The sequence below is a fragment of the Nonomuraea basaltis genome (assembly GCF_005893125.1).
Lineage (GTDB): Bacteria > Actinomycetota > Actinomycetes > Streptosporangiales > Streptosporangiaceae > Nonomuraea > Nonomuraea basaltis.
Genome location: NZ_VCJS01000038.1, coordinates 1 through 24023, shown reverse-complemented (window position 1 = coordinate 24023; position 24023 = coordinate 1). Strand labels below are relative to the sequence as shown.

The 24023-nt window shown below is 68.7% G+C and carries 19 protein-coding genes; 12 read left to right on the top strand and 7 right to left on the bottom strand.

Annotated elements, in window-relative coordinates; genetic code table 11:
- Positions 1 to 47: 47 nt before the first annotated feature.
- Together EJK15_RS19705 and EJK15_RS19700 are read left to right on the top strand one after the other, a co-directional pair.
- Entirely contained in the window at positions 48 to 1748 is a 1701-nt protein-coding gene (locus EJK15_RS19705) for an alpha-galactosidase (RefSeq protein ID WP_138711917.1), read from the top strand.
- Between the two features lie 153 nt (positions 1749 to 1901).
- Positions 1902 to 2804 (top strand): CHRD domain-containing protein, encoded by a 903-nt coding sequence (locus tag EJK15_RS19700; protein ID WP_138711916.1) that lies wholly within the window; start codon positions 1902 to 1904, stop codon positions 2802 to 2804.
- A gap of 263 nt (positions 2805 to 3067) precedes the next feature.
- Here the strand turns inward: EJK15_RS19700 and EJK15_RS74605 are convergent, their stop codons facing one another.
- Complete coding sequence (locus EJK15_RS74605) at positions 3068 to 3376, bottom strand: cytochrome P450 family protein (RefSeq protein WP_240777071.1); 309 nt, start codon at positions 3374 to 3376, stop codon at positions 3068 to 3070.
- On the opposite strand from EJK15_RS74605, the gene EJK15_RS19690 reads away from it, so the two are divergent.
- Positions 3358 to 3744 carry a hypothetical protein gene (locus EJK15_RS19690; RefSeq protein ID WP_138711915.1) on the top strand — a complete coding sequence of 129 codons (387 nt, stop codon included), beginning with the start codon at positions 3358 to 3360 and terminating at the stop codon, positions 3742 to 3744. The genes EJK15_RS74605 and EJK15_RS19690 overlap by 19 nt on opposite strands.
- Positions 3745 to 4148: 404 nt before the next feature.
- On the top strand, positions 4149 to 5912 hold the full coding sequence (locus EJK15_RS19685) for a thioesterase domain-containing protein (protein WP_138711914.1): 1764 nt from the start codon (positions 4149 to 4151) through the stop codon (positions 5910 to 5912).
- Between the two features lie 78 nt (positions 5913 to 5990).
- Here the strand turns inward: EJK15_RS19685 and EJK15_RS19680 are convergent, their stop codons facing one another.
- The gene (locus tag EJK15_RS19680; protein WP_138711913.1) at positions 5991 to 6893 is read right to left on the bottom strand and encodes a ParB/RepB/Spo0J family partition protein; all 903 of its coding nucleotides are present in this window, start codon (positions 6891 to 6893) and stop codon (positions 5991 to 5993) included.
- A 433-nt stretch (positions 6894 to 7326) separates the two neighbouring features.
- Between EJK15_RS19680 and EJK15_RS19675 the strand changes: the two genes are divergently transcribed.
- The 7 genes from EJK15_RS19675 to EJK15_RS70710 all read left to right on the top strand — a co-directional run bounded on the left by EJK15_RS19675 (position 7327) and on the right by EJK15_RS70710 (position 16520).
- Positions 7327 to 7593 carry a hypothetical protein gene (locus EJK15_RS19675; protein ID WP_138711912.1) on the top strand — a complete coding sequence of 89 codons (267 nt, stop codon included), beginning with the start codon at positions 7327 to 7329 and terminating at the stop codon, positions 7591 to 7593.
- 308 nt (positions 7594 to 7901) lie between these two features.
- Positions 7902 to 8771, top strand: coding sequence for a diiron oxygenase (locus tag EJK15_RS19670; RefSeq protein ID WP_206060974.1), 870 nt, complete (start codon positions 7902 to 7904; stop codon positions 8769 to 8771).
- An 11-nt stretch (positions 8772 to 8782) separates the two neighbouring features.
- On the top strand, positions 8783 to 9607 hold the full coding sequence (locus EJK15_RS19665) for an aminoacyl--tRNA ligase-related protein (RefSeq protein WP_138711911.1): 825 nt from the start codon (positions 8783 to 8785) through the stop codon (positions 9605 to 9607).
- A 41-nt stretch (positions 9608 to 9648) separates the two neighbouring features.
- Positions 9649 to 9867: an acyl carrier protein gene (locus EJK15_RS19660; protein ID WP_138711910.1), complete on the top strand. Its 219-nt coding sequence runs from the start codon at positions 9649 to 9651 to the stop codon at positions 9865 to 9867.
- 17 nt (positions 9868 to 9884) lie between these two features.
- Complete coding sequence (locus tag EJK15_RS19655) at positions 9885 to 14897, top strand: non-ribosomal peptide synthetase (protein WP_171074417.1); 5013 nt, start codon at positions 9885 to 9887, stop codon at positions 14895 to 14897.
- A 4-nt stretch (positions 14898 to 14901) separates the two neighbouring features.
- On the top strand, positions 14902 to 15714 hold the full coding sequence (locus tag EJK15_RS70715; protein WP_171074416.1) for a hypothetical protein: 813 nt from the start codon (positions 14902 to 14904) through the stop codon (positions 15712 to 15714).
- Between the two features lie 26 nt (positions 15715 to 15740).
- Entirely contained in the window at positions 15741 to 16520 is a 780-nt protein-coding gene (locus tag EJK15_RS70710; protein ID WP_171074415.1) for a 4'-phosphopantetheinyl transferase family protein, read from the top strand.
- On the opposite strand, the gene EJK15_RS19645 is transcribed toward EJK15_RS70710, so the two are convergent.
- The 5 genes from EJK15_RS19645 to EJK15_RS19625 form a co-directional block, all read right to left on the bottom strand.
- Positions 16502 to 17890 carry an aspartate aminotransferase family protein gene (locus EJK15_RS19645; RefSeq protein ID WP_138711908.1) on the bottom strand — a complete coding sequence of 463 codons (1389 nt, stop codon included), beginning with the start codon at positions 17888 to 17890 and terminating at the stop codon, positions 16502 to 16504. The genes EJK15_RS70710 and EJK15_RS19645 overlap by 19 nt on opposite strands.
- Positions 17887 to 19218: a methylaspartate mutase gene (locus EJK15_RS19640; RefSeq protein ID WP_206060973.1), complete on the bottom strand. Its 1332-nt coding sequence runs from the start codon at positions 19216 to 19218 to the stop codon at positions 17887 to 17889. Before EJK15_RS19640 ends, EJK15_RS19645 begins: the two co-directional genes overlap by 4 nt.
- Before the next feature lie 64 nt (positions 19219 to 19282).
- Positions 19283 to 19738, bottom strand: coding sequence for a cobalamin-dependent protein (locus EJK15_RS19635; RefSeq protein WP_171074414.1), 456 nt, complete (start codon positions 19736 to 19738; stop codon positions 19283 to 19285).
- Between the two features lie 27 nt (positions 19739 to 19765).
- The gene (locus tag EJK15_RS19630; protein ID WP_240777066.1) at positions 19766 to 20974 is read right to left on the bottom strand and encodes a fatty acid desaturase; all 1209 of its coding nucleotides are present in this window, start codon (positions 20972 to 20974) and stop codon (positions 19766 to 19768) included.
- Positions 20975 to 20989: 15 nt separating this feature from the next.
- Complete coding sequence (locus EJK15_RS19625) at positions 20990 to 22405, bottom strand: pyridoxal phosphate-dependent decarboxylase family protein (protein ID WP_138711906.1); 1416 nt, start codon at positions 22403 to 22405, stop codon at positions 20990 to 20992.
- A 489-nt stretch (positions 22406 to 22894) separates the two neighbouring features.
- Between EJK15_RS19625 and EJK15_RS19620 the strand changes: the two genes are divergently transcribed.
- The coding region (locus EJK15_RS19620; RefSeq protein WP_171074413.1) for an ACP S-malonyltransferase at positions 22895 to 24023 on the top strand (1129 nt) is incomplete at its 3' end.

Here is a 24023-nt window from a genome sequence, read left to right as displayed (position 1 = left end):
TTCCTCCCCAGGGCTGAAGCCCGAGGTCTCCAGCGAAGGAGCAGTCGATGAAAGCGGTGCTCTCCGCGTTAGCGCTCGTCGCCGCGTGCCTGGTCGTGCCCGCCGGCCCGGCCGCCGCCTCGGACAACGGGCTGTCGATCAGGCCCGCTATGGGCTGGAGCAGTTGGAGCTTCATCCGCCGCTGGCCCGACGAGAACAAGATGAAGGCGCAGGCGGACGCACTGGTCAGCAGCGGCCTGGCCGCCAAGGGCTACGTCTACGTCAACCTCGACGACTTCTACCAGAAGTGCGACGCGAACGGCTTCGCCGTCGACTCCTACGGCCGGTGGGCGGTCGACACCGCCAAGTTCCCGTCCGGGATCAAGGCGCTGGCCGACTACGTGCACGCGAAGGGGCTGAAGTTCGGCTTCTACGTCACGCCCGGCATCGCGAAGAACGCCGTCACCGCCAACACGCCGATCGAGGGCACCTCGTACCGCGCGCGGGACATCGCTGACACGACGCAGACGCACAAGAACTACAACTGCAAGAACATGTACCGGCTCAAGTTCTCCCATCCGGGCACGCAGGCGTTCATCAACTCGTGGGCGAACCAGATGGCCTCCTGGGGCGTGGACTACCTCAAGATCGACGGAGTGGACGCCACCACGATCGCCGACGTGGAGGCGTGGGACCGGGCGCTGCGCCAGACCGGCAGGCCGATCAACTTCGCGCTGTCCAACAACCTGCCGATCGCCCAGGCCACCACCTGGCGGCGGCTGGCCAACAGCTGGCGCACCCAGGGCGACATCGAGTGCTACTGCGGCTCAGGCCCGAACGGCAGCGGCTACCCGCTCACCGACTGGGCGCACGTGGTGAGCCGGTTCAACTCGGCGGCCTCGTGGCAGCCGTACGCGGGTCCCGGCGGCTGGAACGACTACGACTCGCTGCAGATCGGCAACGGCGACCAGGTCGGGCTCACCGCCGACCAGCGCCGCTCGCACATGACGCACTGGGCGATGATCGCGAGCCCATTGCTGCTCGGCACCGACCTGACCGCGCTCACCTCGGTCGACCTCGCGATCTTGCGCAACGACAGGCTCATCGCGGTCAACCAGGACGGCGTCGCCGCGCAGCGGATCGTCAACAGCGGCGTCAACCAGGTGTGGCGCAAGCGGGAATCGAACGGCGACTACATCGTCGCGCTCTACAACACCGGCACGTCCGGCAACTCGACCGTGAGCGTCACCTGGTCGCAGGCAGGCTTCACCGGACCGGCCGCGGTCACGAACCTGTGGTCGGGCGCGTCGGAGGGCACCGTGGCCTCCTCCTACAGCGCCACGCTCCGGCCGGGGGAGACGCGCCTCATCCGCGCTCGCCCGCTGGCCGTCCAGCGGTACGAGGCCGAGGACGCGACGATCTCGCAGGGCGCCGCCGAGTCCAACCACGCCGGGTTCTCCGGCGCCGGGTTCGTCAACTACGTCAACGTGACCGGCTCGTACGTCGAGTTCACCGTGACCTCCGCCGCGGCCGGGAACGCGACGCTCACCCTGCGCTACTCCAACGGCACCACCGCCAACCGCCCGATGACCATCACCGCGAACGGCACCACCCTGACCCGCGACTTCAACGGCACCGGTAGCTGGGCCACCTGGGCGGACTCGACCTTCACCGTGCCGCTGGCGGCCGGCGCGAACACCGTCCGCGCCACGGCCACCACCGCGAACGGCGGCCCCAACGTCGACTACGTCGACGTCTCGTCCCCCTGACGAAGTCCTCGCCGAGCGGACAGGCCAGGGGACGGATTACCGAGAATGTGTATTTATCCGCAATTCATGATTGAACCCTTCCTAGGAGGCCGCCCGTACCACAGGCGTCCGACCATTTAGGGCCTCGCAGACGAGGCAACTGAAAGGCCAACCATGAATATGCGCACCCTCACCGTCCCCGGCCTGGTCGTCGCCACGACGATGATCGCTTCCTCCCTCACGCCGGCGACCGCGCAGGCGAGCACCGCCATATACCTGGCCGCCTCGCTCGTGGGCGAGAACGAGGTACCGGCGCCGGGGACGAAGGTCGGTGACGACGACGCCAGCGCGCTCGCCGTGTTCCGGATCCGTGGCAACCAGGTCGACTACGCCATCCGCTGGGACAAGGTGACCGCGCCGAGCGGATTCCACATCCACAAGGGCGAGGACGGCGAGAACGGCGACGTCGTGATCCCGTTCTTCGGCGTGGCGCTGCCCAACACGCTCCACGCCGTCAAGGGCACGGTCCAGGTCAAGGACGGCAACCTGCTCGCCCGCATCGTCAACAACCCCGACAACTGGTACGCCAACCTGCACAACGCCGAGTTCGCCGGCGGCGCCGTACGGGCTCAGCTCCACCAGATCCGCCCTGTGGAGCTGGAGAGCGTGCTGGCGCACGGATTCACCAAGGAAACGCTCACCTCGCAGGCCAACGGAGATCAAGAAGTGAAGGCGCCCGACACGAGGGTCGGCGACCCCAACGGCCATGCCGAGTGGCTGGTGCAGGTGCAGGGCACGCGTGTGTGGTTCGCCTCCACCTGGGCGAAGGTCGGCAAGCCGACCGCCGCGCACATCCACCGCGCCCCGAAGGGCACGAACGGGCCCGTGGCGGTGCCCTTCTTCGCCGCCGAGAAGGGCCTGCCGAAGGGCGTCAACGGCCTCGCCGGCTCCGCGACCACCACGGCCGACGTGGCCGGCCGCATCGCGAACAACCCGAAGAACTGGTACGCGAACCTGCACACCGCGCAGTTCCCGGGCGGCGCGGTGCGCGGCCAGCTCTACAAGGGCGACTGGTAAGACGCCCGGGAGGCGGACCGCGGTGTCGTGGGGACGGGCTCGCACGGCGCGTGCGCTTCCCAGGTGGCTCTCCGCCTGGACCGGGCGGCCGGGGCAGGCGATGCCGATCGCCTAGCGCGCGGGCAGGGCTCCAGGAAGCGGATCTGCCCGCCGGGTTTGAGTACCCGCGCCGCCGCGGCTTCGGCCCATGGCGCGGGCCATCCTCGGATACGCCCGGCCGAAGATCGGCCGCCGCACGCTCGCCTTCGTCGAGGACCTGCCGGTCACCAGGTGACCGGCAGCGCGGTCAGGCCGGCGGTCAGCACGTCCGTGTCGAAGGAGAGCTCCTCCACCGCTGTGGCGATCCGGGACGGATCGGCGACCAGCGCTTGCCACTGTTCCGGGTTGGCCAGCAGCCACATCGCGCCCTTGCCGATCGCGGAGACCGTGGTCTCGTGCCCGGCGAACAGCAGGAACATGCCCATCGCGGCGGGGTCCTCGTACGGCACCCCGAGCAGCTCGCAGATGACCGCGATCGGCAGCGGCAGCGCCAGGGCGGCGTGCAGGTCGGCGGGTGGGCCGGCGGCGGCCACCGCCCCGGCCGAGCAGGCGCGGCACCGGCGAGTTCGACGAGACCACCATTCCCGCGCTGCTCCGCGCCGCCGCGGCCGACCCCGACGGCTTCCGGCTGCTGTTCCGCTACGCCGTTCGTGAGCCCGACTTCCGCGACCTGATTGACTCCATCACGGCAGCCTCCCGCGAGATCGCCCACCACAACCTGGCCAGGAGGATTCCCCCGGGTCCGTGGCTGGACTGGGCCGCGGGCCTGATTCCCACAATGACCATCGAGGCCGTCATCGCCTGGCTGGACGCCGGCCGGCCCGACCCCGATCAGGCCGCCGACCGCATCGGCCAGGCCGTCCACGGCGTCATGGCCGCCGCCCAGCCCCTGGGCCCCTGACCGCCCTTCCGGGCACGCACCCTTTCCGGGTCCGGGCCCGGGGGATACACAGAAGTGGGTGAGCTTTCTGTGTGCCCTATGGTCGGACTGCGCTCAGCTCCCACCAGGCTGCTGCGACAACCCGGCGAGGAGGTCTTGCACCTCCTTCGATTCACCGCGCCTCACGGCGCAGACCGTACAGTCCCGCACAGACAGGTTGAAGATCAAGCGGAGGGCGCACACCAAGAGGAGCCGGGCTCGTCGTCACTTGACGTGGACCTGCTCTTTCAGGGATGAATGACACTCATGCGTCGCCTCCTGGGGAGCCCGGAGGGGCTGGGCCGGAATTGGCTCCACCCGGCGCTCACCGAGGCGGGGGAGACCGCGAGCCGGTCTGGCGGAAACATAGAGGAGTTCGTGTTCTGATGCATTCGAGGATCGCGGATGAGGTACGCGAGCTGACGACAAGCCTGCGCCGGCTGGGCGTGCGGCTCCGGGTCGAAGACGGGAACCTCCGGATGGAGGCTCGCCGGGGTGTGGTGGGACCGGAGCTGCTGGCGCGGGTCGCGGAGCAGAAGGATGCCATCATGCGGGCTCTGTCCGCTGACGTCGATCCGGCTCAAGTGCCCGGTGGGTCGGCTGCGCCGATTCACCTGGAGGATGTCCACGAAGCGGGAGACTTCCGAAGCGTCCGCCTGGAACTCGGCGCTGACGTGGCTTCAGCGGTCCGGAGGTTCTGCGAGGAGAACGCGCTTGCGCCGCCGCTGTTCTACCTCGCTGCTTATGCTCTTGCCCTGCGGGACATCGGTGGTCGTCCCGAATCGGTGGTGGGATTTCCGGTTGAGGTGCGGGCAGATGCCGGAGCGTCCTCGACGGCCGGTCCACCGGTCAATCTCGAGCTGATCCGAGTGGCTCCCGACAGTGAACAGACCATCCAGGAATACCTCGGACAGATTCGCTTCCAGATCACCTCCGCCGAGCGGAGAAATATCCACGAGGATCCGGTGGTGGACGGATTCTTCGACTACGTGGGTGCCGAGGGGCCTGACGCCGGCCTCAGCGGGGGCAACGCGGTCACTCTGAGCGTGGTGGACGAGCCCGGACGAATCGGGCTGGAGGTGGCGCGGGGCAGCGAGGAGGTCGGCGAGGATTTTTGCCGCGAGCTGGCGGTGAAGATCAGCATGCTGGTTCCGGAGATGCTCGGGGATCCCGAACGGTCGCTTGCGACGCTGACGTCAGGAGCGGCTGCTCCCGTTGGCCCGGGCGGCTCACCATCCGGGTTGGGCGGTCCCGGCTCCAAGACGCCTTCTGAGGAGGCGGAGCGTAGCGCTGCCCGCGACGCGCACGACCTGTTCGGAGTCGTTCTCCCTCTGAGGCCGGCCGGCACCGAGCCGCCGCTGTTCTGCGTTCACCCGGCGCTCGGGCTGAGCTGGTGCTACGTGATGCTGCTCGGCCACCTGGCCCAGGACCACCCCGTGTACGGCCTGCAGACGGCGTCCCTGCGGTCCCCCGGATACCTCGCGTCGAGCGTCGAGGAGATCGCGGACGGCCATCTTCGCGAAATCCGCAGAATCCAACCGCACGGCCCGTATCACCTCCTCTCCTGGTCGTTCGGTGGTCTCATCGCACACCGGTTGGCGGTGCTGCTCCAGGAGTCAGGAGAGGAGGTGGCCGTGCTGGCCGTCATGGACGCGGCACCGCTCCCGGCGCTCGGGGAGGTCAGCGAGGAGGAGCTCGTCCGGGAGGCGCTCAGCACCCTGCTCGGCAGCGACGAAGCGGCCGACCTGGCGATGGCCGAGTTGCCCGCGGACGCTACCGCCGAAGACCTGAAGCGTCAGATCAAAATCCACAACCCGACCTTCCCCGAACTCGGCCTCGCGACGATCGAGAGGCTCATGGCGTCCACGGTGAACCATTTCCGTCTGCTGCTGGACCATGTGCCAGGAGTCTTCGACGGTGAGCTGACGTTCTTCGCCAGCACGTCCCGGCAGCCCAGCCGGATCGTGGTTGATCCGCGGCGCTGGGACGGCCACGTGCGCGGCGTCGATCGGGTTGAGCTGGACTGCGGCCACCTGGACATGGCCGGCCCGGAAGCCATGGCGCGCATCGGCGCGCATCTCAACACCCGGATGAAGTCCTGGAGCAGAGACGGAGCCGAGGAGGGTACAGCTCCCTCAAGGGACCGCTGATCTCCGTCGTCGACCTGAGATCACGCCGGTCTTCTGAGTGGGACGGAGCCGGGTGCGCCGGAGAGCCATCACATACGGTCAGACGTCATCGACCATCTCGGCGATCTCCGACCATGTCCGAGCACATTCCCTCGCCACCTTGGAGATGGAGGCCAGGCAGTGCGGCGGAATGTTATCCGCGACCTCTGCCCACTGCGTGGTCGTCACGGTCCTGGAGTCCAGCCACCTGAGCAGCATGCGGCCGGATTCGGAATAGCGAAGTGACGGATCCCGCCGCAGGATGTCGATCACCCGTGTGAGGTCGATCCGCTCCGCGGTGCCGGCGGGGCCGTTCGCCGATGCCTTGTGCTGAGACACATCCTCTTCGGCGGACCTCAATCGCTCGGGCACGGGGTCTTCGCCCGCGAGGACGCGCCGGCGCACGTCCTGCGCGGTCGCGATCGAGATCCCCGCCGCTTGCGCGATCTCCCGGAGCGTCGCATCCGGGTGCTCGGCAAGCACCTCACTGGCGACCAGCCGCCCCTTCGCGGCGTTCAGCGGCCGGACTTTACCGTCTGCGCCGGTCCTGGCCGTGGCTTCCCCAAACCTGTCGTTCTGCTTGCGCATCGACGCCACGGTCGCCGCCGCCAATCCTGCCGACAACGCGATCGCCCGGTCGGAGAGATGCGGGTGCGACCAGATGATGCGTGCCGCGGCCGCCTTCCGATCGGCCAAGCACAGCGGTAAACCATGTGAGACGTTCGCCTGAACCCCGAACCGGAATGCCTCGTCGGGGTCTCCGTGGAAGAACTGCACCTCGATGTCGGAGCGGCCGAGCAACCGTGCGGCAGTCAGACGGTGCATTCCGTCGATGACGCGCATGGTGTCGAAATGCACGAGTATGGGCGGAAGCGGATTCTCCACCTCGGCGAGTGCGTGAACATGGTCGAGATCGACTCCCTGACAGCGTGGTGAATCCGCCTCCGTCAAATCATCGAGCATCACGCGTACGATATCGTCAGCGACAAAACCGCTCCCTCGGTTCGTCAACTCTGAAACGCTTCTCTCCACGAAGCTTCCTCCCGATAGTTACGGCGATCGCGGATCGCCATGATCATGGCGTTGTCTCCACGTGGGCGGGCCGTCGCGTTGACGTCGTCGGGCCGCGATGAAGGAGCGTGGTCCGCAGAGCACCGGCATGGATGTATTGGCGGAGCATGCACAGCCGTCTCCCTTAATGCGTGCGCGATCCGGGCTGAATATAAGGTCGGGCGGTATGTTCGCGGTATGCGGGAAAGCGCTGTCCTCCTGACCTGGGCCTCCTCTATGCGGGAAAGTGCTGTCCTCCCGACCTGGGCCTCCTCGCGCTCAGTGGCTTTCCGCGGATAGCCGTCAACCGCCGCACGATCCCCCGATCGGCGGCGTGCTCGGCCGCGTGGACACGATCGAGGATCGTCACTGCGTGACACCAATGGTGCGAAGCTGTTCAACCGGTTGCTTTGAGCAGTTGAAAGTTTCGGTGCCGGCCGGGCCGGTCTGGGTATCCGTCCGTGCCGTCTCGTGGACGGCTCTGGATCAACTGACGCCGGGCGTGATAATGGCGGGAGTCGGAAAAGCCGCGGCGATTCGTGGTGCGTTCGACGTGGCGCTCGTCCAGGCTGACGCTCCTGGGACGGATATGGCAGTGTGCTGCCGCACGTGATGGACTGTGCTCCTCTCTCGTATTGGGGTTGGTCGCGACCAATGTTGAATACCGCGGCGAAAGTCCCCATACACCGATCTCCGGAAAGTCCGCGGTCGGTGGTGGAGCGCACCGAAAGAGATTTCATGACTGCGGATTGCGAGTCGGTGTGGATTCAGTGGGGTGGGTGATTCGGGGAACCAGGCTTCCCGAGCCCATGAAACCGGGTGTTCGAGGCCGTCGACGCCGGCGGACCACGATGCCGATCGATGTGAACGCCAGTGGGGGCAGCGACTTCGAATTCTGCCTCGTGCCGGGGACGGGAGGACATGATGTCGGCGCTTGAGTGGACACAGGAGTTCTCCAAGGCCGTCAACAGGCTCACGGAGGCCTCGGTCGAGGACTACTACAACCCCTATCGCGCCTTCCAGTGGCCGGACGAGATCAAGCCCGCGTCGCTGTGGATGAGCAGGGAACTGCTCTCGATTCACGGCACCGCGGTGGAGCGGGACATCCCGCCGGAGCGACTGGTCGAGCTCTCTCGCTGGGAGAGCGTCAACCTCTACAGCCTGATCGCCCACGGGATCAGGGAGCTGCTCATCGAGGTGATGCGCCGCATCCACACCCCCGGCTACGAGATCCCGACGCCCTATTTCCACCACTTCATCGGCGAGGAGAACGAGCACATGTGGTTCTTCGCCGAATTCTGTCTCCGGTACGGCGGTCGCATCTATCCAGACCGGCGCATGGTCTTCCCCGCCGCCGAGCGCTCGCCGGAGCTGAACAACTTCATCGTGTTCAGCCAGATATTGATCTTCGAGCAGATCGGTGATTTCTTCAATGCCAGGATGGCTGCGGATCCTGGCCTCCCGGAGACCGTCCGGGAGGTGAACCGCATCCACCACCGCGATGAGTCCCGGCACATCGCCTTCGGCGGCCAGTTGGTCTCTGCGCTCTTCAATCAGGTCAAGGCCGGTCATTCGGCCGACGCCGTGCGGGACGTCGCCGGTTATCTGCGTCGCTACATCGATCTCATCATCCAGATGTTGTACAGCGTGGACGCCTACCGCGACGCCGGAATCGCCTCGCCGTCACGGTTCCGCGCCACCGTGCTGGCCGACCCTGCCCGGCAAGCCGTGCACGACCGCATCACCGAACGAACCGTCTCCTTCTACCGGCGTATCGGCCTGTTCGACTGATGGGAGCACCCATGACCATGTTCCTCGCGCCGGGAGTCGTGGTGCTCGACTCCGCTGAGGCCGAGATCTTCGGTGCTCTGGACGCCCGTTTCCTCCGCATCGCCGAACAACTGGGCGCACGGCCGATCGTCGGCCCGGCGATGCTCCCCGCCGAGCTGCTGACCCGGCTCGACTTCTTCGCCAACTTCCCCCACCTCGCGCTCCCGGTATCCGGGTACGCGGAGGAGGTGGTTGCACGGCTGGCCGGAAAGGAGCAGCAGGCACCCACGCCCGAGGACGCTTTGGAGCCGACAGGCTGCCTCCTGCCGACGGCCACCTGCTACGGGCTGCTCATGATGTTCCGGCAACAGAAGCTCCAGACGTCACGGTTGCTCACCGCGATCGGCAGCTGCTACCGCAACGAGAAGGTCTACGACGGCCTACGCCGCCTCAGGGCATTCCACATGCGGGAGGTTCTCTACGTCGGAAGCAAGGAAGGCGCGGTGGAACATCTGCGCAAGGCGGGAGACCAGGTGCGCGACCTGGCCACAGGGCTCGGCATCGAACTCGATGAGCTGCCGGCCACGGACCCCTTCTACCTGGACGAAGGCTCACGTGCGCTGCTCAGCCGGATGGATCCGGTCAAGATCGAGTTCGTGGCCACGGACGGCACCGCGATCGGCTCGGTCAACCGCCACCGCAACTTCTTCGGCGAGCGGCTGGGCATCGAGCACGACGGTGCTCCGGCCTACAGCAGCTGTCTCGCCTTCGGTGTGGAACGGTGGGTCCACACCTTGATCCGAACACACGGCGGGGCCGAGCGCGCCCTTGCCGTTGTCCACGGTTCGATCGGATAGGAGACCAGGGCATGGATCTCAGGGGAGTCAAGGAGGCCGGGGTGGACGAGATCGTCGCCTGGATCCGGTCGAAGAACCCCGACCTGGAAGGCGACGTTCCTCCGGGCACCGACCTGATCGAGACCCGGCTCATCGAGTCATTGGCGTTCCTGGAGTTCATTGGCCTGTTGGAAGAACTCTCCGGCAAACCGATCGACGTCGGCTCACTGGCGATCGACGACTTCCGCACCCTGGACCGTATCGCTGAGAGGTTCCTGTAACGATGGGATCCCGGAGCGTGGCCGCGAAACTGCTGGCGACGCGTGTCGCTTGCTCCGGCCCGGAGTCGGTCGTGGTGTGCGGCCAGGTGGCCGTATCGCACCGGGAGTTGGATTCCAGGGCCGCCGCAGTGGCCGGCGCGCTGGCGCGGCATGGGGCCGGACGGGAGTCGATCGTGGCCGTCGTGGCGCCGCGGGGGATCGGCGCGGTGACCGCGATACTGGGGGCTTGGCAGGCCGGGGCGGCCTACCTGCCCATCGACCCGGCCTACCCGTCCGAGCGGATCGCGTGGATGATCGAGGACGCTCGGCCCTCCGTCGTGGTGCTGGGAGCGGACACGCAGGTGGCGGTTCCGGCAGGGCTGCCGACGGTCCGCGTCGATGCGGCCGGCTTGGTCCTCGATGACGGTGTCGTGGTGGCTGCCGCGTCGCAGGAGGAGGGGTCGGCGGTGCGGACCGGCATGGGGGCGCCGAGCCGGGCCGGCGTGGCCGGCGCTCTCGATGCCCTGACGCCGGACGACCTCGCGTACGTCATCTACACCTCAGGCTCGACCGGACGCCCCAAGGGCGTCATGATCACTCACGGGGCGCTGGCCGCCTTCCTCACCGCCATGGAACGGCGCTTCCCGCTCAAGCCCGCGGACCGGCTGGTGTCGGCCACGACCTTCGGCTTCGACATGTCGGTGCCGGAGTACCTTCTGCCATTGCTGCGCGGCACCCGCCTGGTCATCGCGACCGCGGACCAGGCCCTCCACCCGAGCGCTCTCGGCGAGCTGATGGCCGGATCCGGCGCCACCATCATGCAGGGGACCCCGACCCTGTGGCGCGAGCTGCTTGCGGAGTGTCCCAGCGTCGTCGACGGTCTCGAGGTCCTCGTCGGCGGCGAGGCTCTCCCGGCCGCGCTCGGTGCCGAACTCGCCGCCCGGGCGCGGCGGGTGACGAACCTGTACGGGCCTACCGAGGCGACGGTGTGGGCCACGTCCGCGGAGGTCGACGGGACCGGGACGGGCACTGCGCCGATCGGTGTCACCTTCCCGGATGTCGACGCGCACATCCTGGACGAGCGGCTGCGCATGGCCCCCTCCGGGACAGTCGGTGAGCTCTATCTGTCCGGGCTTCAGGTGGCACGAGGGTACCTGAACCGCCCGGAACTGACGGCGGAGCGCTTCGTCGCGGACCCATTCGCCGCAGGCGGACGGCGGATGTACCGAACGGGGGATTTGGCGGTCCGTAACGCCGACGGCGTTCTGGAGTATCGCGGCCGGACGGATGCGCAGGTCAAGATCCGCGGCTTCCGGGTGGAGCCGGGGGAGGTCGAGGCCGCGCTGGAGCGCCTGCCTGGTGTGCACCAGGCGGCGGTGGTGGCGCGGCCGGACGCTGAGGGAATCCCGCACCTCGTGGCCTACGTGGTGGGCGAGAACTTGCAGGCCTCCAGGCTTGCCCGAGGACTGCTGGCCGTAGTTCCGCGGCACCTGGTGCCCGAGGCGTTCCAGGTCGTCGATCGACTGCCACTGACCCCGAACGGCAAGGTGGATCGCCAGGCGCTCCCGGATCCGGGCTCCGGCGCCCTGGGTGACCACGCACGCCGCGCGCCCGCGTTCGACGATCACGCACACCGCGCGCCGCGGACCGCCGTCGAAGAAGCGGTGTGCGGCCTGCTGGCCAAGGTGCTCGGGATCGGCCGAGTCGGGATCGGCGACGATTTCATCGCTCTCGGTGGTACTTCGCTGCACGCGGCACGCCTGGTGGGTCACCTTCGCGCGTCGCTGGGCGTCGATTTCCCGGTCCGGCACGTCTTCGAAGCCGCGACCGTCGGAGAGCTCTGCGAGATGATCGGGGACACGGACGAAGCCGCCCCGCACCGGGACTCGGGCGATCACGCCGGGCACGCATCGCGCCCTTCCTACGCGCAGCGACGTCTCTGGTACCTGAACCGCCTGAACGAGGCGGACCTCGGCTACAACCTCGCCTATGGTGCGCGTTTCAAGGGTCCGCTCGACACGGACGAGCTCCACGCCGCGCTCGCCGACGTTGTGGCCCGTCACGAATCCCTCCGGACGCTGTTCGTCCAGGAGGAAGGAGTCCTACGGCGCCGGGTGCTGGATGCGGCGGCCTGCCTGCCGTGCCCGGCAGCCGAGCAGGCGAGCCCGGAAGACGTCCAGCGCGTGTTCGACGAGACCGCGGCGCACCGTTTCGACCTCGAGAGGGAGATTCCCGTCCGGTACCGCCTGCTGCGGATCGCGCCGCAGGACCACGCCCTGCTCGTCGTGGTCCACCACATCGGTTTCGACGGCTGGTCGAAGACCCTGTTCGTCGACGACCTCGCCACAGCGTATGAGGCCCGGTCCCGGGGTGCGGAGCCGGGCGGGAAGCCGTTGTCCGCCGGCTATTCGGACTATGTCCAGTGGCAGGAATCCATGCTCGGTGATCCCGCCGATCCTGACAGCCGATATGCCCGCGAGCTTGCCTACTGGCGTGGGGCTCTGGAAGGAATGCCCGACGAACTGGCGCTGCCGAACGATCGGGCGCGGCCGGCTCGCGGGAGCGGGCGAGGCGGGAAGGTCGAGGGCGAGCTCGACCCGCTGTCGCACCGTGCGCTTGCCGCTCTGGCCCGTGAACACCGGGCCAGCGTGTTCATGGTTCTGCAGGCGGCCCTCGGCGCGCTGCTCACCAGGCTGGGATCCGGAACCGCCCTCCCTATCGGGTGCCCGGTGGCCGGCCGGACCGAGCGGGCGTTCGACGAAGTGATCGGAATGTTCGTCAACACCCTGGTCCTGCCGACCCGGACGGACGGCGACCCGACGTTCCGCGCTCTCCTGAGCCGGATCCGCGCGAGCGATCTGGAGGCCTACGCTCATCAGGAGCTGCCGTTCGACCTGCTGGTCGAGGCGGTCAACCCGCCGCGCAGCGCGGCGCGCAACCCGCTCTTCCAGGTCATGCTGGCTCTGGAGAGCGAGCCTGAGCCGCCGCTCAGGCTGCCGGGGCTGTCCGGCGAGCCGTTGCGGGCGGGCCTCGATTTCAGTCGTTTCGACCTGACGGTCATCGCCACCGAGCGGCGTGACAGTGATGAGGAGCCGGCAGGGGTGGGCCTGGCACTCGAATACTCCGCAGACCTCTTCGACCGCGAGACGGCCGAGCTGATGCTGCGCCGGTTCGCACGGTTGCTCCGGTCGGCCGTCCAAGCACCCGACCGGAGGTTGTCAGAGCTCGACGTCATGGACGAGGCCGAGCTGGGGCAGGTGCTGGGCGACTTCGCCCATGGTGCCCGAAAGTCCTTGGCGACCGATGCCTCCGCCCTGGTGGAGTCGGCCGTGACGGCCAACGGGCCGCATCCCGCCGTGGTGTGCGGCGAGGTCGTGATCTCCTACGCGGAATTCGGCGCGCGTGCCGAGGAAGTGGCGGAGGCCCTGACGCGGCACGGTGCCGGACCTGAGGCGTTGGTGGCGATCGCGATGCCGCGCGTGGCCGGGGCTGTCGTCGCGATGCTGGGAGCCTGGAAGGCCGGAGCCGCTTACGTGCCCATCGATGCCGGGTACCCGGCCGAGCGCATCCGCTGGCTGCTCCAAGACGCGCGACCCGCCGTCGTGGTGCTGGAGGCGGGCAGCCCTGTCGCGGTTCCCGAGGGCGTTCCCGTCGTGCGCGTCGACGAGGCAGGACGGACGGCCGGGACGGACTCCGTGCGCGGACCCGCCGCGGGGCCCGGTGACGGCGGCGGGCGAGCACCGGACCGTGCGGCATATGTGATCTACACCTCCGGGTCCACAGGCCGCCCGAAGGGGGTGGTCGTCTCGCACCGGGCGCTCGCCAACTACCTGCAGTGGGCTTCCGAGACGTATCCGAGCATGCGCGGCAGGGTACCGGTGACCTTCTCCTTCGGCTTCGACGGCGCGGTCACCCAGCTCTGGGCACCGCTGACAGCCGGTGGGACCGTGGAGCTCGTCGACGTCCCGTCCTGGTTGGTCGATGAGCCCGATCCCGGTGCCGAGCGCCCGACGTTCCTGGAGCTGACGCCGAGTCAGTTCCCTCTTCTCGGCGATCCGGACGACCCGCGATGGCCAACGCGCGACCTGGTTCTCGGTGGGGAGGCGCTACACGGCGCCGCACTGGCCGAGTGGCGGCGGGATCATCCCCATGTCGACCTGACGAACCTTTACGGGCCGACCGAGGTCACCGTCGCCTGCACGTTCCACCGCATCGCCGCAGGAGAAGCGATCGGCGCCGACGCGGTGCCGATCGGACGTCCGGTGTGGAACGTCCGGTTGTACGTGCTCGATGAAGCTCAGCGCCCGGTCCCGATCGGCGTGGTGGGGGAGCTGTACGCGGCGGGGGCCCAGCTCGCGCGCGGCTATCTGAACCGGCCGGAGCTGACCCGAGAGCGCTTCGTCCCCGACCCCTTCGCAGCCGATGGGAGCCGGATGTACCGGACCGGGGACCTGGCACGGTGGACCGCGTCGGGCGTGGTGGAGTACGTCGGGCGGGTGGACGACCAGGTGAAGATCCGCGGCTTCCGGGTGGAGCCGGGAGAAGTCGAGGCGGCGCTGGAGCGGCTGCCCGGGGTGCGTCAGGCAGCCGTCACGGCCCGGCCCGACCCCCGGGGATCCCTGCGTCTGGAGGCGCACCTGGTTGGTGACTCCGTGCCACCCGTCGTCCTGTCACGGGCGCTCGGCGCGATTCTCCCCCGGCACATGGTGCCCGACGTGTTCGTGTTCGCCGATCGCCTGCCACTGACGTCGAACGGCAAGGTGGATCGTCAGGCCCTGCCCGTGTCGGTGCCGGAGGCGGAAGGAGTGGAAGGCGACTCGGGGCGGGAACCGCGATCGGGCGCCGAGAAGGCGGTGTGCGGCCTGTTCGCCGAGATACTCGGGGTGGACCACGTGCGGATGGATGACGACTTCTTCTCCCTGGGCGGCAATTCGCTGAACGCCGCGCGCCTGGTCGGCCGGGTCAGGACACTGCTCGGCGCGCGGATCGGTCTTCAGGACCTGTTCGAGGCTCCCACCGTGGCGATGCTCGCAGAGCGCTGCGAGGTCTGATCCGATGACCCTTTCCGCGAAGCTCAGCACTGCTTCGGGGCTGCACGTCCAGTGCCTGCGACCCGCGGTCGACGGCGGGGGAGCGCTTCTGGTCGTCGAGTTCCTCGGGGTGGAGGGCGGCGGCACCCTGGCCGGCGATCTGGCCGGCGGTACGGCGGACGTGGGCGTCTACCGTCTTGATCCGGTGTCCGGCATGGCCGACTCGCCGGACCGCTCGCTGCCCGGCATCCCGGCCCTCGCCGAGGACTACGCCGCCGCCCTTTCAGCCGCCGGCGCCGGCGTCTTCCACGTGGTCGGATACTGCGGCGGCGCTGCCCTCACCACGGCGATCGTCTCCGAGCTGGCGAAGCTCGGCGCGGACGTTCGATGTTGTGTGCTGCTCGCTCCAGGCTTCCCCGGAGCGGACGAGGTGCAGGCGGAGTTCGACGCGATTCTCGCGAAGGTCGGCGGTGGCGAAGGCTTCGTCCTCCCCGTGGGGGCCGCCCCCGCCGGCACGGTCCAGGCCATGGCCATGGCCCGTCTCGATGCCGGCCTGGCCGGCCTGGTCGATGGCCTCGACCTGGAGCGGGACGAGGCGGAGGTGTTCATGGCGGACCTGTCCGACCGCTACCGCGCATGGCTCGGCTTCCTCCTCATGTCGGCGAGCGTGGACACCTCCACCGGCTTGCGCTGCCGGACCGTCGAGATCTCACCGCCGGACCATGTCGCCGGCGGGGGTCCCGAGCGGGAGTTCGTGCCGTGGCCGAATGCCGCGACAGGATCGGATCTGCTCACCGACCCGCTGCTCGTCGAGTACGTCGTCCGGATCACGCGGTGATCGGCGGGCAGATCGGGAGCGAGCCCGTGGCGCTCCCTGACGCCGTCGAGGCCGGAGTGCCGGACTCCGAGGTCGATTGCGAGGTCTGGTACGTCCGCGCCGCGGCCGTACCGGAAGAACTGGTGGTGCTGCTGAACGAGCGGGATCTGCTGCGCCGAGGGCGACTGCGTGGAGTGGACGACCGCCGTCGTTTCGTTGCCGCATGGGCGCTGACCCGGCTCGTGCTGGCCGATCGGTGGGGTGGTGATCCCTCGGGCTTCGTCTTCGACCGTACGTGCCGGTATTGCGGAGGCGATCACGGCAAGCCGAAAGTGGTGGATCCGGTCGAACCGGACGTGGATATCTCGGTTTCCCACACGGGAGAGCTGGCCGTCCTGGCCGTGACATCGCGGGGCGCCGTCGGCGTCGACGTCGAGGACGCCTCGGTTCGCGAATCCGTCGGCCCTCACCTCGAGTCGTCGCTGTCCGAGTTCGAGCTCAGGGACTTTCGCGCGCGAGGCGGCGGTTACGCCGACTTCGTGGTCCGGTGGACCAGGAAGGAAGCCGTACTCAAAGCGGTGGGCAAGGGCCTGGCGGTCCATCCGGCCCACGTGGAGGTGACGGGTTCGGGCGCACCGCCGAGGGTGCTCGCCCTTCCCGCCGTGCTCGGGAGCCCGGACTCGTATTCGCTGATCGACGCGCCGCTGCCGGCGCCGTATCGGGCCGCGGTAGCGGTCGTCGGCCGAGCAGCGACCCTGCTGGTCCACGACGGCGCGGACCTGATCGGCACCGTCGCGGACCGTGGGGATCACGCGCCTTCGGCGTGACGATCCGCGACCGCGAGCGCCTCGTCGAGCATCGCCAGTCCCTCCAGGGCTTCGGCCTCGGTCGTGTTGCACGGCGGCATCACGTGGATCCGGTTGTAGTTCGTGGCCGGCCACAACCCGAGCCGGTGGCAGGCCGCCACCACCGCGGCCATGGGCGCCGCCGTGGCTCCTGACGAGGCGTAGGGCACGAGCATCTGACGGGTTCGGCGGTCGTGCACCAGCTCCACCGCCCAGAAGACGCCGAGCCCGCGGACCTCGCCGACCGAAGGATGGCGCTCGGCGAGCCGGCGCAACTCCGGGCCTATCACGGCCTCGCCGAGCCAGGCGGCGTGGTCGACGACGCCTTCCTCTTTCATCGCCGTGATCGTGGCGACCGCGGCGGCGCAGGCCAGCGGGTGACCGGAGTAGGTCAGGCCGCCCGGGAAAGGCCGGGTCCTGAAGGTGTCGTAGACCGCGTCCGAGACGACGACGCCGCCCAGCGGGACGTAGCCGGAGTTCACGCCCTTCGCGAAAGTGAGCAGGTCGGGCTCGATCCCCCAGTGGTCCACCGCGAACCACGCGCCGGTTCGGCCGAAGCCGGTCATGACCTCGTCGGCGATGAGCAGAATGCCGTGCCGGTCGCACAGCCTCCTGACACCGGCCAGGTAGCCGGATGGCGGCACCAGGATTCCAGCGGTCCCGACGACCGGCTCCAGAATGATCGCGGCTATGGTGGACGGCCCTTCGAATTCGATGACTTCCGCCAGATGCGCCAGTGCGCGCTCGCACTCCTCCGCCTCCGTCCGCGCGTTGAAGCTGGAGCGGTACAGGTAGGGCCCGAAGTAGTGGACGACGTTGGCGTCGGCGTGTCCGGCGTGCTGGTTAGGCCACCTGCGCGGGTCTCCGGTGAGGGCGATCGCCGTACTGGTCCCGCCATGGTACGAGCGGTAGGCAGCGAGGATCTTGGGGCGGCCGGTGTGCAGGCGCGCCATCCGCACGGCGTTCTCGTTGGCTTCCGCCCCGCCGTTGGTGAAGAACACCCGGTTCAGGTCGCCCGGTGCCAGCTCGGTGATGAGCCGGGCGGCATCGTTACGTTGATGGTTGGCCAGTGTCGAGGCCAGCATGCAGAGCCTGCCGGCCTGAGCCTGGATCGCCGCGACGACCTTCGGGTGCTGGTGCCCGATGTTGAGGTTGACGAACTGCGAGGAGAAGTCGAGGTATCGCTTGCCCTCGTAGTCCCAGAAATAGCGGCCCTCGGCCCTGTCGACCGGGATGGCGTCGACGTTTCCCTGCGTCGACCAGGACTGGACCAGGTAGCGCCGGTCGGCGGCGGTGACAGCCGCTCCGAAGGCGGGATCGGGCGCTACGGCGGAGGATCCGGAGGCTGTCACGGCAGTGGCCTTTCGTCGATTGCGGGCAACACAGTCCTCTCCTTGTCGAGGAAGTAGTTGATGTCGCGGGTGATCCGTTCGATCAGGCTGGTGGTGCGGTTGGCGGCCCCCGCCCGGGCGGACAGCTGCCGGGCGTGCCGCGAGCGGGTGGCGCTCGAGAACGGCAGCGCCCCGGGGTCGGCGTAGCGGACAGCACCGCCGCGGTCTCGCGCGGGCACCACGTCCGAGTGCGCGTGGACGCTGGCGCTGAACGGGATGTCGAGCCGTCCGGTCTGGAACGCCTCGACGACGCCGCCGAGCAGGTCCTCGGCGGAGAACAGCGGCTCCACGAGCTCGCCGACCTCCTGCAGGATCCAGGACTCCTCTTCGGCTATCCGGTCCTCGTCCACTCGGACGAAGTCGAGCAGGTCGCTGGTCCCCAGGATCGTGTTGAGGATGCCCTCGGTGTTGGCGGCGGCGTCCGGGATCCCGTAGCCCTCCTTGGCCGTCTTGCTGACCACCTTGCTCGCCCTTCCGAGCCGGGCGGTGAGCCCGCCGTACATGATCAGGAAGTTCGCGTACTGCGGGGTGCGGGGAAAGGGGCCCATGAACTCGTGCAGGACCGGGAAAACTTCGATGTCCGGCCCGAGGTAGCGCTGCCCTAGAACCCTGATGGCGCGCAGCGCGGCGATGTCCTGGTGCATCTCCCCGGACTGTGGGTAGGCGGGCGACACGCACCTGACGCCCTCGCGCGCCGCGGCCGCCGCCTCCAGCAGGGTGATCGCCAAGCTGATCGAGGGCGGCATGAGGACGGCGCTGAGCGTCCCGAACAGTTCACGGTCTACGAGGACGCCGTCCTTGGCAAGGACACCGCATACCGCGTCTATCCGCCGCCAGGATCCGAGCGTGGTCCTGAGCGGGATGTCCTTGGAATAGGGCAGGTTGTAGTCAATCCCGCCACCCTCGAACGACGTGATGCCGGAGGCCAGGGCGATGGCGAACAGATCGCGGGCATCCGGCGAGCCGTGCCGTACCTGAAGGGGGTGCGGGACACGGGCACGGAGTTCGCGGCCACGCCGCCAGCCGTGCGCGACCAGCGGATAACCGTTCAGGTCGCCGGGGGAGTCACACAACAGGCGTTGCGCGGTGGCGTACTGCCTGAGCCGGGTGTGCGAATCGATGGTGACGGTGAGGACATCGGCTCCGGTGGTGCTGAGCTCTTCGAGCAGCCGCAGCATTTCCCGGTGGCCACCGACGCCGCAGCGGGGCTGGACCGCCGGGCGTCCGGTGGCGTCCGCCATCCGCAGGACGTCGACGATGTGCGGGCCGGGTTCGCGGAGCTCTGCCATGATCTGCTCCCACCGCGGCAGCGTGGCCGTGAGGTGCGGGGAGAGCGCGAGATCGTCGAGAGGGCTAGCAGATTCGGGCGTCATGGGCCGGGGAGGCATGGGTGTCGCGCGCTGAGCGCAGCATGTCCAGGAGAGGCACGATCTGTGAGGCATCGGTCAGCAGATGATCGATACCGAGAGTCAGGAGCCGCCTGCGTTGTTCGCTCGTGGTGTCCTGGCCGACCGAGACGTTGCCGCCGACCACCAGCGGGCAACGTAGCCGCCCCGCCGCCCGCAGCGCCGGCAGTTCGGCGAGGTCCTGATAGGCATGTCCGTTGAGGCTGCCGATGAGCACGGCTTCCGCGTGCGGGTACTGGTCGCAGGCGGCGGCGAAGTCGCTCAGCGGGGTGCACACACCCAGGTTGATCACGGTGAAGCCCTGTTCACGCAAGTGCATCGCGATCAACTGGTTCGCCACGGCGTGCGCGTCGCTTTCGGACACGCCGAGGATGATCAGGCGCTCTCCGGCGTCGGCGGTCATGGATCCTCCCGGGGGTTCGTCGTCGGGTCAGTCGTCGAAAGCGGCGAAGACGTCATGGTGCTCGGCTGCGGCCAGCTCTCGTGAGTACTCCATTGGATCGGCCGCGCGCAGCGAGTCGAAGACCACGTCGATCGCGGGGATCAGACCCCAGACGTGCCGGTAGTGTGGATCGCCGGGCGTCAGCGAAGCGAGCCGGGCCTCCCGTTCGAAGATGTAGTCCGCCCAGCGCCGATCCATCGGGTGCCGGTGGTGGAAGTCGTGGCAGACGGTGTCGCCGGTCAGCACCAGATAGCGGGCGGGGAAGTGGACAACGGCCAGGCGGGCACACCAGCGTAGCCAAGCCAGCGCTCGGTGCCCGCCTGGCAGGCGGGGATCCGGGGCCGGCTCGCCGATGAAGATCGCGTTCGTCAGGCTGCAGAAGTAGGCCCGGCCGCGACGGTCGGTCTGGCCGGGGAGTGGGAAGGTGTGCTTGACACAGAGCCGGAGGGTGTTGCTCACCTGGAACAGGACGGTCACCGGTACGATCCAGGCGATCAGGACGAACGGCCAAAGCTGGAGCCAGGTCGCCAGGCCGGCCACGGTCGCATAGCCGGCGAAGGTCCAGACGCGCTCTTCGCGTGACATTCCCTTCACGTGCGAGCGGATCCGTGACGTCAGGAACCTGACGTGGAACACGGGTGACGCCAGCAGCCGGAGCACGCGGGACCACATCTCCCGGCGGGACATCCTCGGCTGAAGTCCCAGCCCGATCAGGAAGGCGCGGACCGTGGGGTCCCGGACGGTCATGTGGTGCAGCGCGTGGTGGTCGGCCACATGCTCGGCGCGGTAGTCATCGAAGCGCTGGACGATCAGCAGAGCGGCGATGACGCGCCCGAGCAGGTCGTCGGGGCGCCGCCGGCGCCACATGTTCCTATGCGCGCACTGGTGGTAGATCATCATGCGCAGATTTCGGAGGCCGTGCAGCGTGACCGCCCAGCCCGCCGGCAGCGCGAACAGAGCCAGGCCACCGGAGGCCAACGCCAGGCAGGAGATCGTGAGGCCGGCGGTGGTCGAGCAGATCGCGTTGATCAGATGGCTGGTCGGAGTGAAGCGAACCGGTCGTTGCCCGGCGTGGGGCTTGCCGGTGAGCAGGGTCAGGGGGACGGCGAAGGCACCGGGCAGGCGGCGCATCGACTCGCGTACCCCGTCCACGGGTGCGGAGATTCGCAGGCCCGAGGCCTCTGCCTCGTACTTCATCGGGGATTCCAAGGATCAGCCCTCCGCCTCGATCCTCCGGGCGGTCGTCAGGAACATCGCGATGACATCGTCGACCTGCTCGGGCGCTGTCTCGGGGTTCAGGAACAGCAGCTTGAGGTAGACCCGCTGGACGCCTGCGCCGTCCACCAGGTGCGTGCGGGCCAGCAGGAGACGCCCGGTGGCCATCAGCTCGCGGCGCGCGGCCCCATTGACCTCATCGGCCTTGCCGGGATCGTCGGTGAGGTACCGGAAAAGGACCGCACCGAGAGGAGGGTGGGCGACGAGCTCCAGGCGCGGCTCTTCGCGGATCCGTTCCGCTGCGTGGATGGCCAGGTCATGGCAGGCGTCGACCATGGCGCTCAAGCGCTCACGGCCGAGGCAGCGGAGCGCTACGAGGATCTTGAAAGCGTCCGCGCGACGTGTCGTCTGCAACGACTCGCCCTGCAGGCCGTGATAGCCCTGCTCTGTGTCGTCGGCGGAGGTCAGACAGGTCGTGGTCGCCAGGCCGAAGGAGTCCTGCAGGTCGCCGCGAGACTTGACCAGCAGCATCGCCGAGGAACTGGGCAGCCACCCGAACTTGTGCAGGTCCATGGTGACCGAGTCGGCCTCCGAGAGGCCGTCCAGCAGGGGGCGCAGCCGCTCGGAGAACAACGCGCCGGCTCCATAGGCGGCGTCGGCGTGCAGCCAGAGATCGTGCTCGCGCGCCACCTCCGCCAGCTCACGGAGCGGGTCGATCACGCCGAGGTCGGTCGAACCGGCAAGGGCGACCAGAGCCAACGGCAGATCCGTGCCGGGCAGGCCGAACAGCACCCGGCGGGCATCCGCCGCACTGGTGCGGCCGTCGGCGTCGACGGCGACCGGGATCAGCTGGTCCTCGCCGATTCCGAGGATTCGCAGCGCCCGGCCGATCGAGAAGTGGATGGCCTCCTGCGCGAGCACGACCGGGCGGCGGTGGAGACCGGCCACCCCTTCCTGGCCGGGACGACGGCTCAGACGGCGGGCCAGGACCGAGTCTCGGGCCATGGTCATCGCCATCAGGTTGGAGACGCTGCCGCCCGAGGTGAGGGTGCCCCCCGCGCCGGAGCCGTAGCCGATGAGGGTGGCCAGCTCGGCGGTGACGAAGCGCTCGATCTCGAGCGCGAACGGACCGCTCTCCCAGGCGTGCAAGGACTGGTTGAGGGTGGCCACGACAAGCTCAGCCGCCGCCGCGACAGCCAGTGAGGGAGGCTGCATGCGGGCCAGAGCCGCCGGGTGAGTGAGGTCGACCGATCCGGCGGCGAAGGCGCGGGTGACGTCGGCGAGGACATCGTGGGGCGCTCCGCCGAGTTCCGGGAGGAGCGGGCCGGCCATCAGCGCCCGGGCCGACTCGGCCACGCCGTGGTAACCACCGGCCGGACCGGGACCCGAGCGGTCGTGCCGTACCTCTGACATCACGTCCAGGGCGAGTTCGCACAGAGTTCGGAGATCTTTGAGTCCATCAGGAGTTCCAGCGAACGGGAATGCCCAGGCCGGATATTCGGGTGCGGCGGTCACGATGATTGTTCTCTTTCTCCTCGACCTGCTGATGAAGCCCCTGTTGAAGAAGTCCGCTGTTACGAGTGCAGATGGCGGAAATTGCAGTGGGGCGCACAGTACAGGATGTCGAGTTCCGTCATCAATGGACCTCTCCTGCACAGTTCTTCGCTCACTCACCTGGTTAGTGCGGCCCCTCCGGCGGGGCACCGTGCCTGGTCACGAGGCCGTTATGTGGAATTCTCCGATGTTCAACTGCTGAGACGTCCGGTTGAACGAGGGCGTGGGCCGTGGTTGACTCCCGTCTCGGCAATCGACCGGACGAGCTCATCACGGAGGTGAGGAATGTCGATTCCGTGGCCGAGGTTGGCGTTTCTTTTCCCCGGAGTGGGTTCCCAATATCCTGGAATGGCGGCCAAATGGTCCCGCCGGTACGGCACTTTTCGTGAGACCCTGAATGAGGCATCGGACGAGCTCGGTCTCGACCTGGCCGGACTGTGCGAAGACCCGGCGGCCGGCGACCGCTTGAATCGGCAGGTGGAGTCGCAGCTCGCTCTCCTGGCGATGGGGGTCGCCCTGTACCGGGTGTTCCGCGAGGAGATTGGCCTGCCGGTCACCCACCTGGCCGGGCACAGCCTGGGCGAGTACACCGCCCTGTGCTGTGCCGGCGCGCTGCCGCTGGCTGAGGCGGTGCGGCTGGTCCGGCTCCGGGGCGAGGCGGTCAGCAGGGCCGCCGAGGCGCTGGACGGCGGAATGATGTGGGTTCTTGATCTGGACGCGGACAGAGTGGAACGAGTCTGCCGGCACTGGACCGAGGACGGTTTCGCGGTCTATCCGGCCATCGTCGACGGCCCGCGCCAGGTCGCGATCTCTGCCCGCGGCACGGACCTGAGGCGTGCGGCCGCCGAGTTCGAGGCGCGTGGTGCGCGGGTGTTCCCCCTCCGTGTCAGCGGGCCCTTCCACAGCCCGTTGATGCGCCCGGCGGCCGAGGAACTGCTGGAAGCGCTGGCCGGCGTGACGATCGCCGAGACCGCGGTTCCCGTGCTCTCCGGCGTCGACGCTCGACCGCACCCCGGTGGTGCCGCCGGCGCGGCGCTCCTCGCCGACCAGCTTGTCCGGCCGGTGCGCTGGGACGGCGTGCAGAGCCGCCTGCTCACCGACGGTGTCGGTGCCGCCGTGGAGCTGGGGCCCGGCCGGGTCCTGAGCTTCATCGCGGCCAGGAACGGCGGACGGCTGCGCGCGTGGTCGGTCGATGACCATGCTGATTTCGACGCCGTCGGAGCCGAGCTTCATCTGGGGCGGGATGACGCGTCGCGAGTGCTCGACTCCTGTCTGCGGATTGCCGTCAGCACGCCGACACGACGACACGGGCCCGACATAGTGCGTCATTTCCGGCTCTTGGAGGAGCGACGGCGGACTTCGCTCGAGATCGAGCCCGCGGGAGTGGAAGCGGCCTTCGCTTGCCTCGGCGTACTGGACGACCTGCTGTCGGCCAAGGGGCTCGACCGCGCGGAGCGGCGACGTTCCGTCGCCGCTC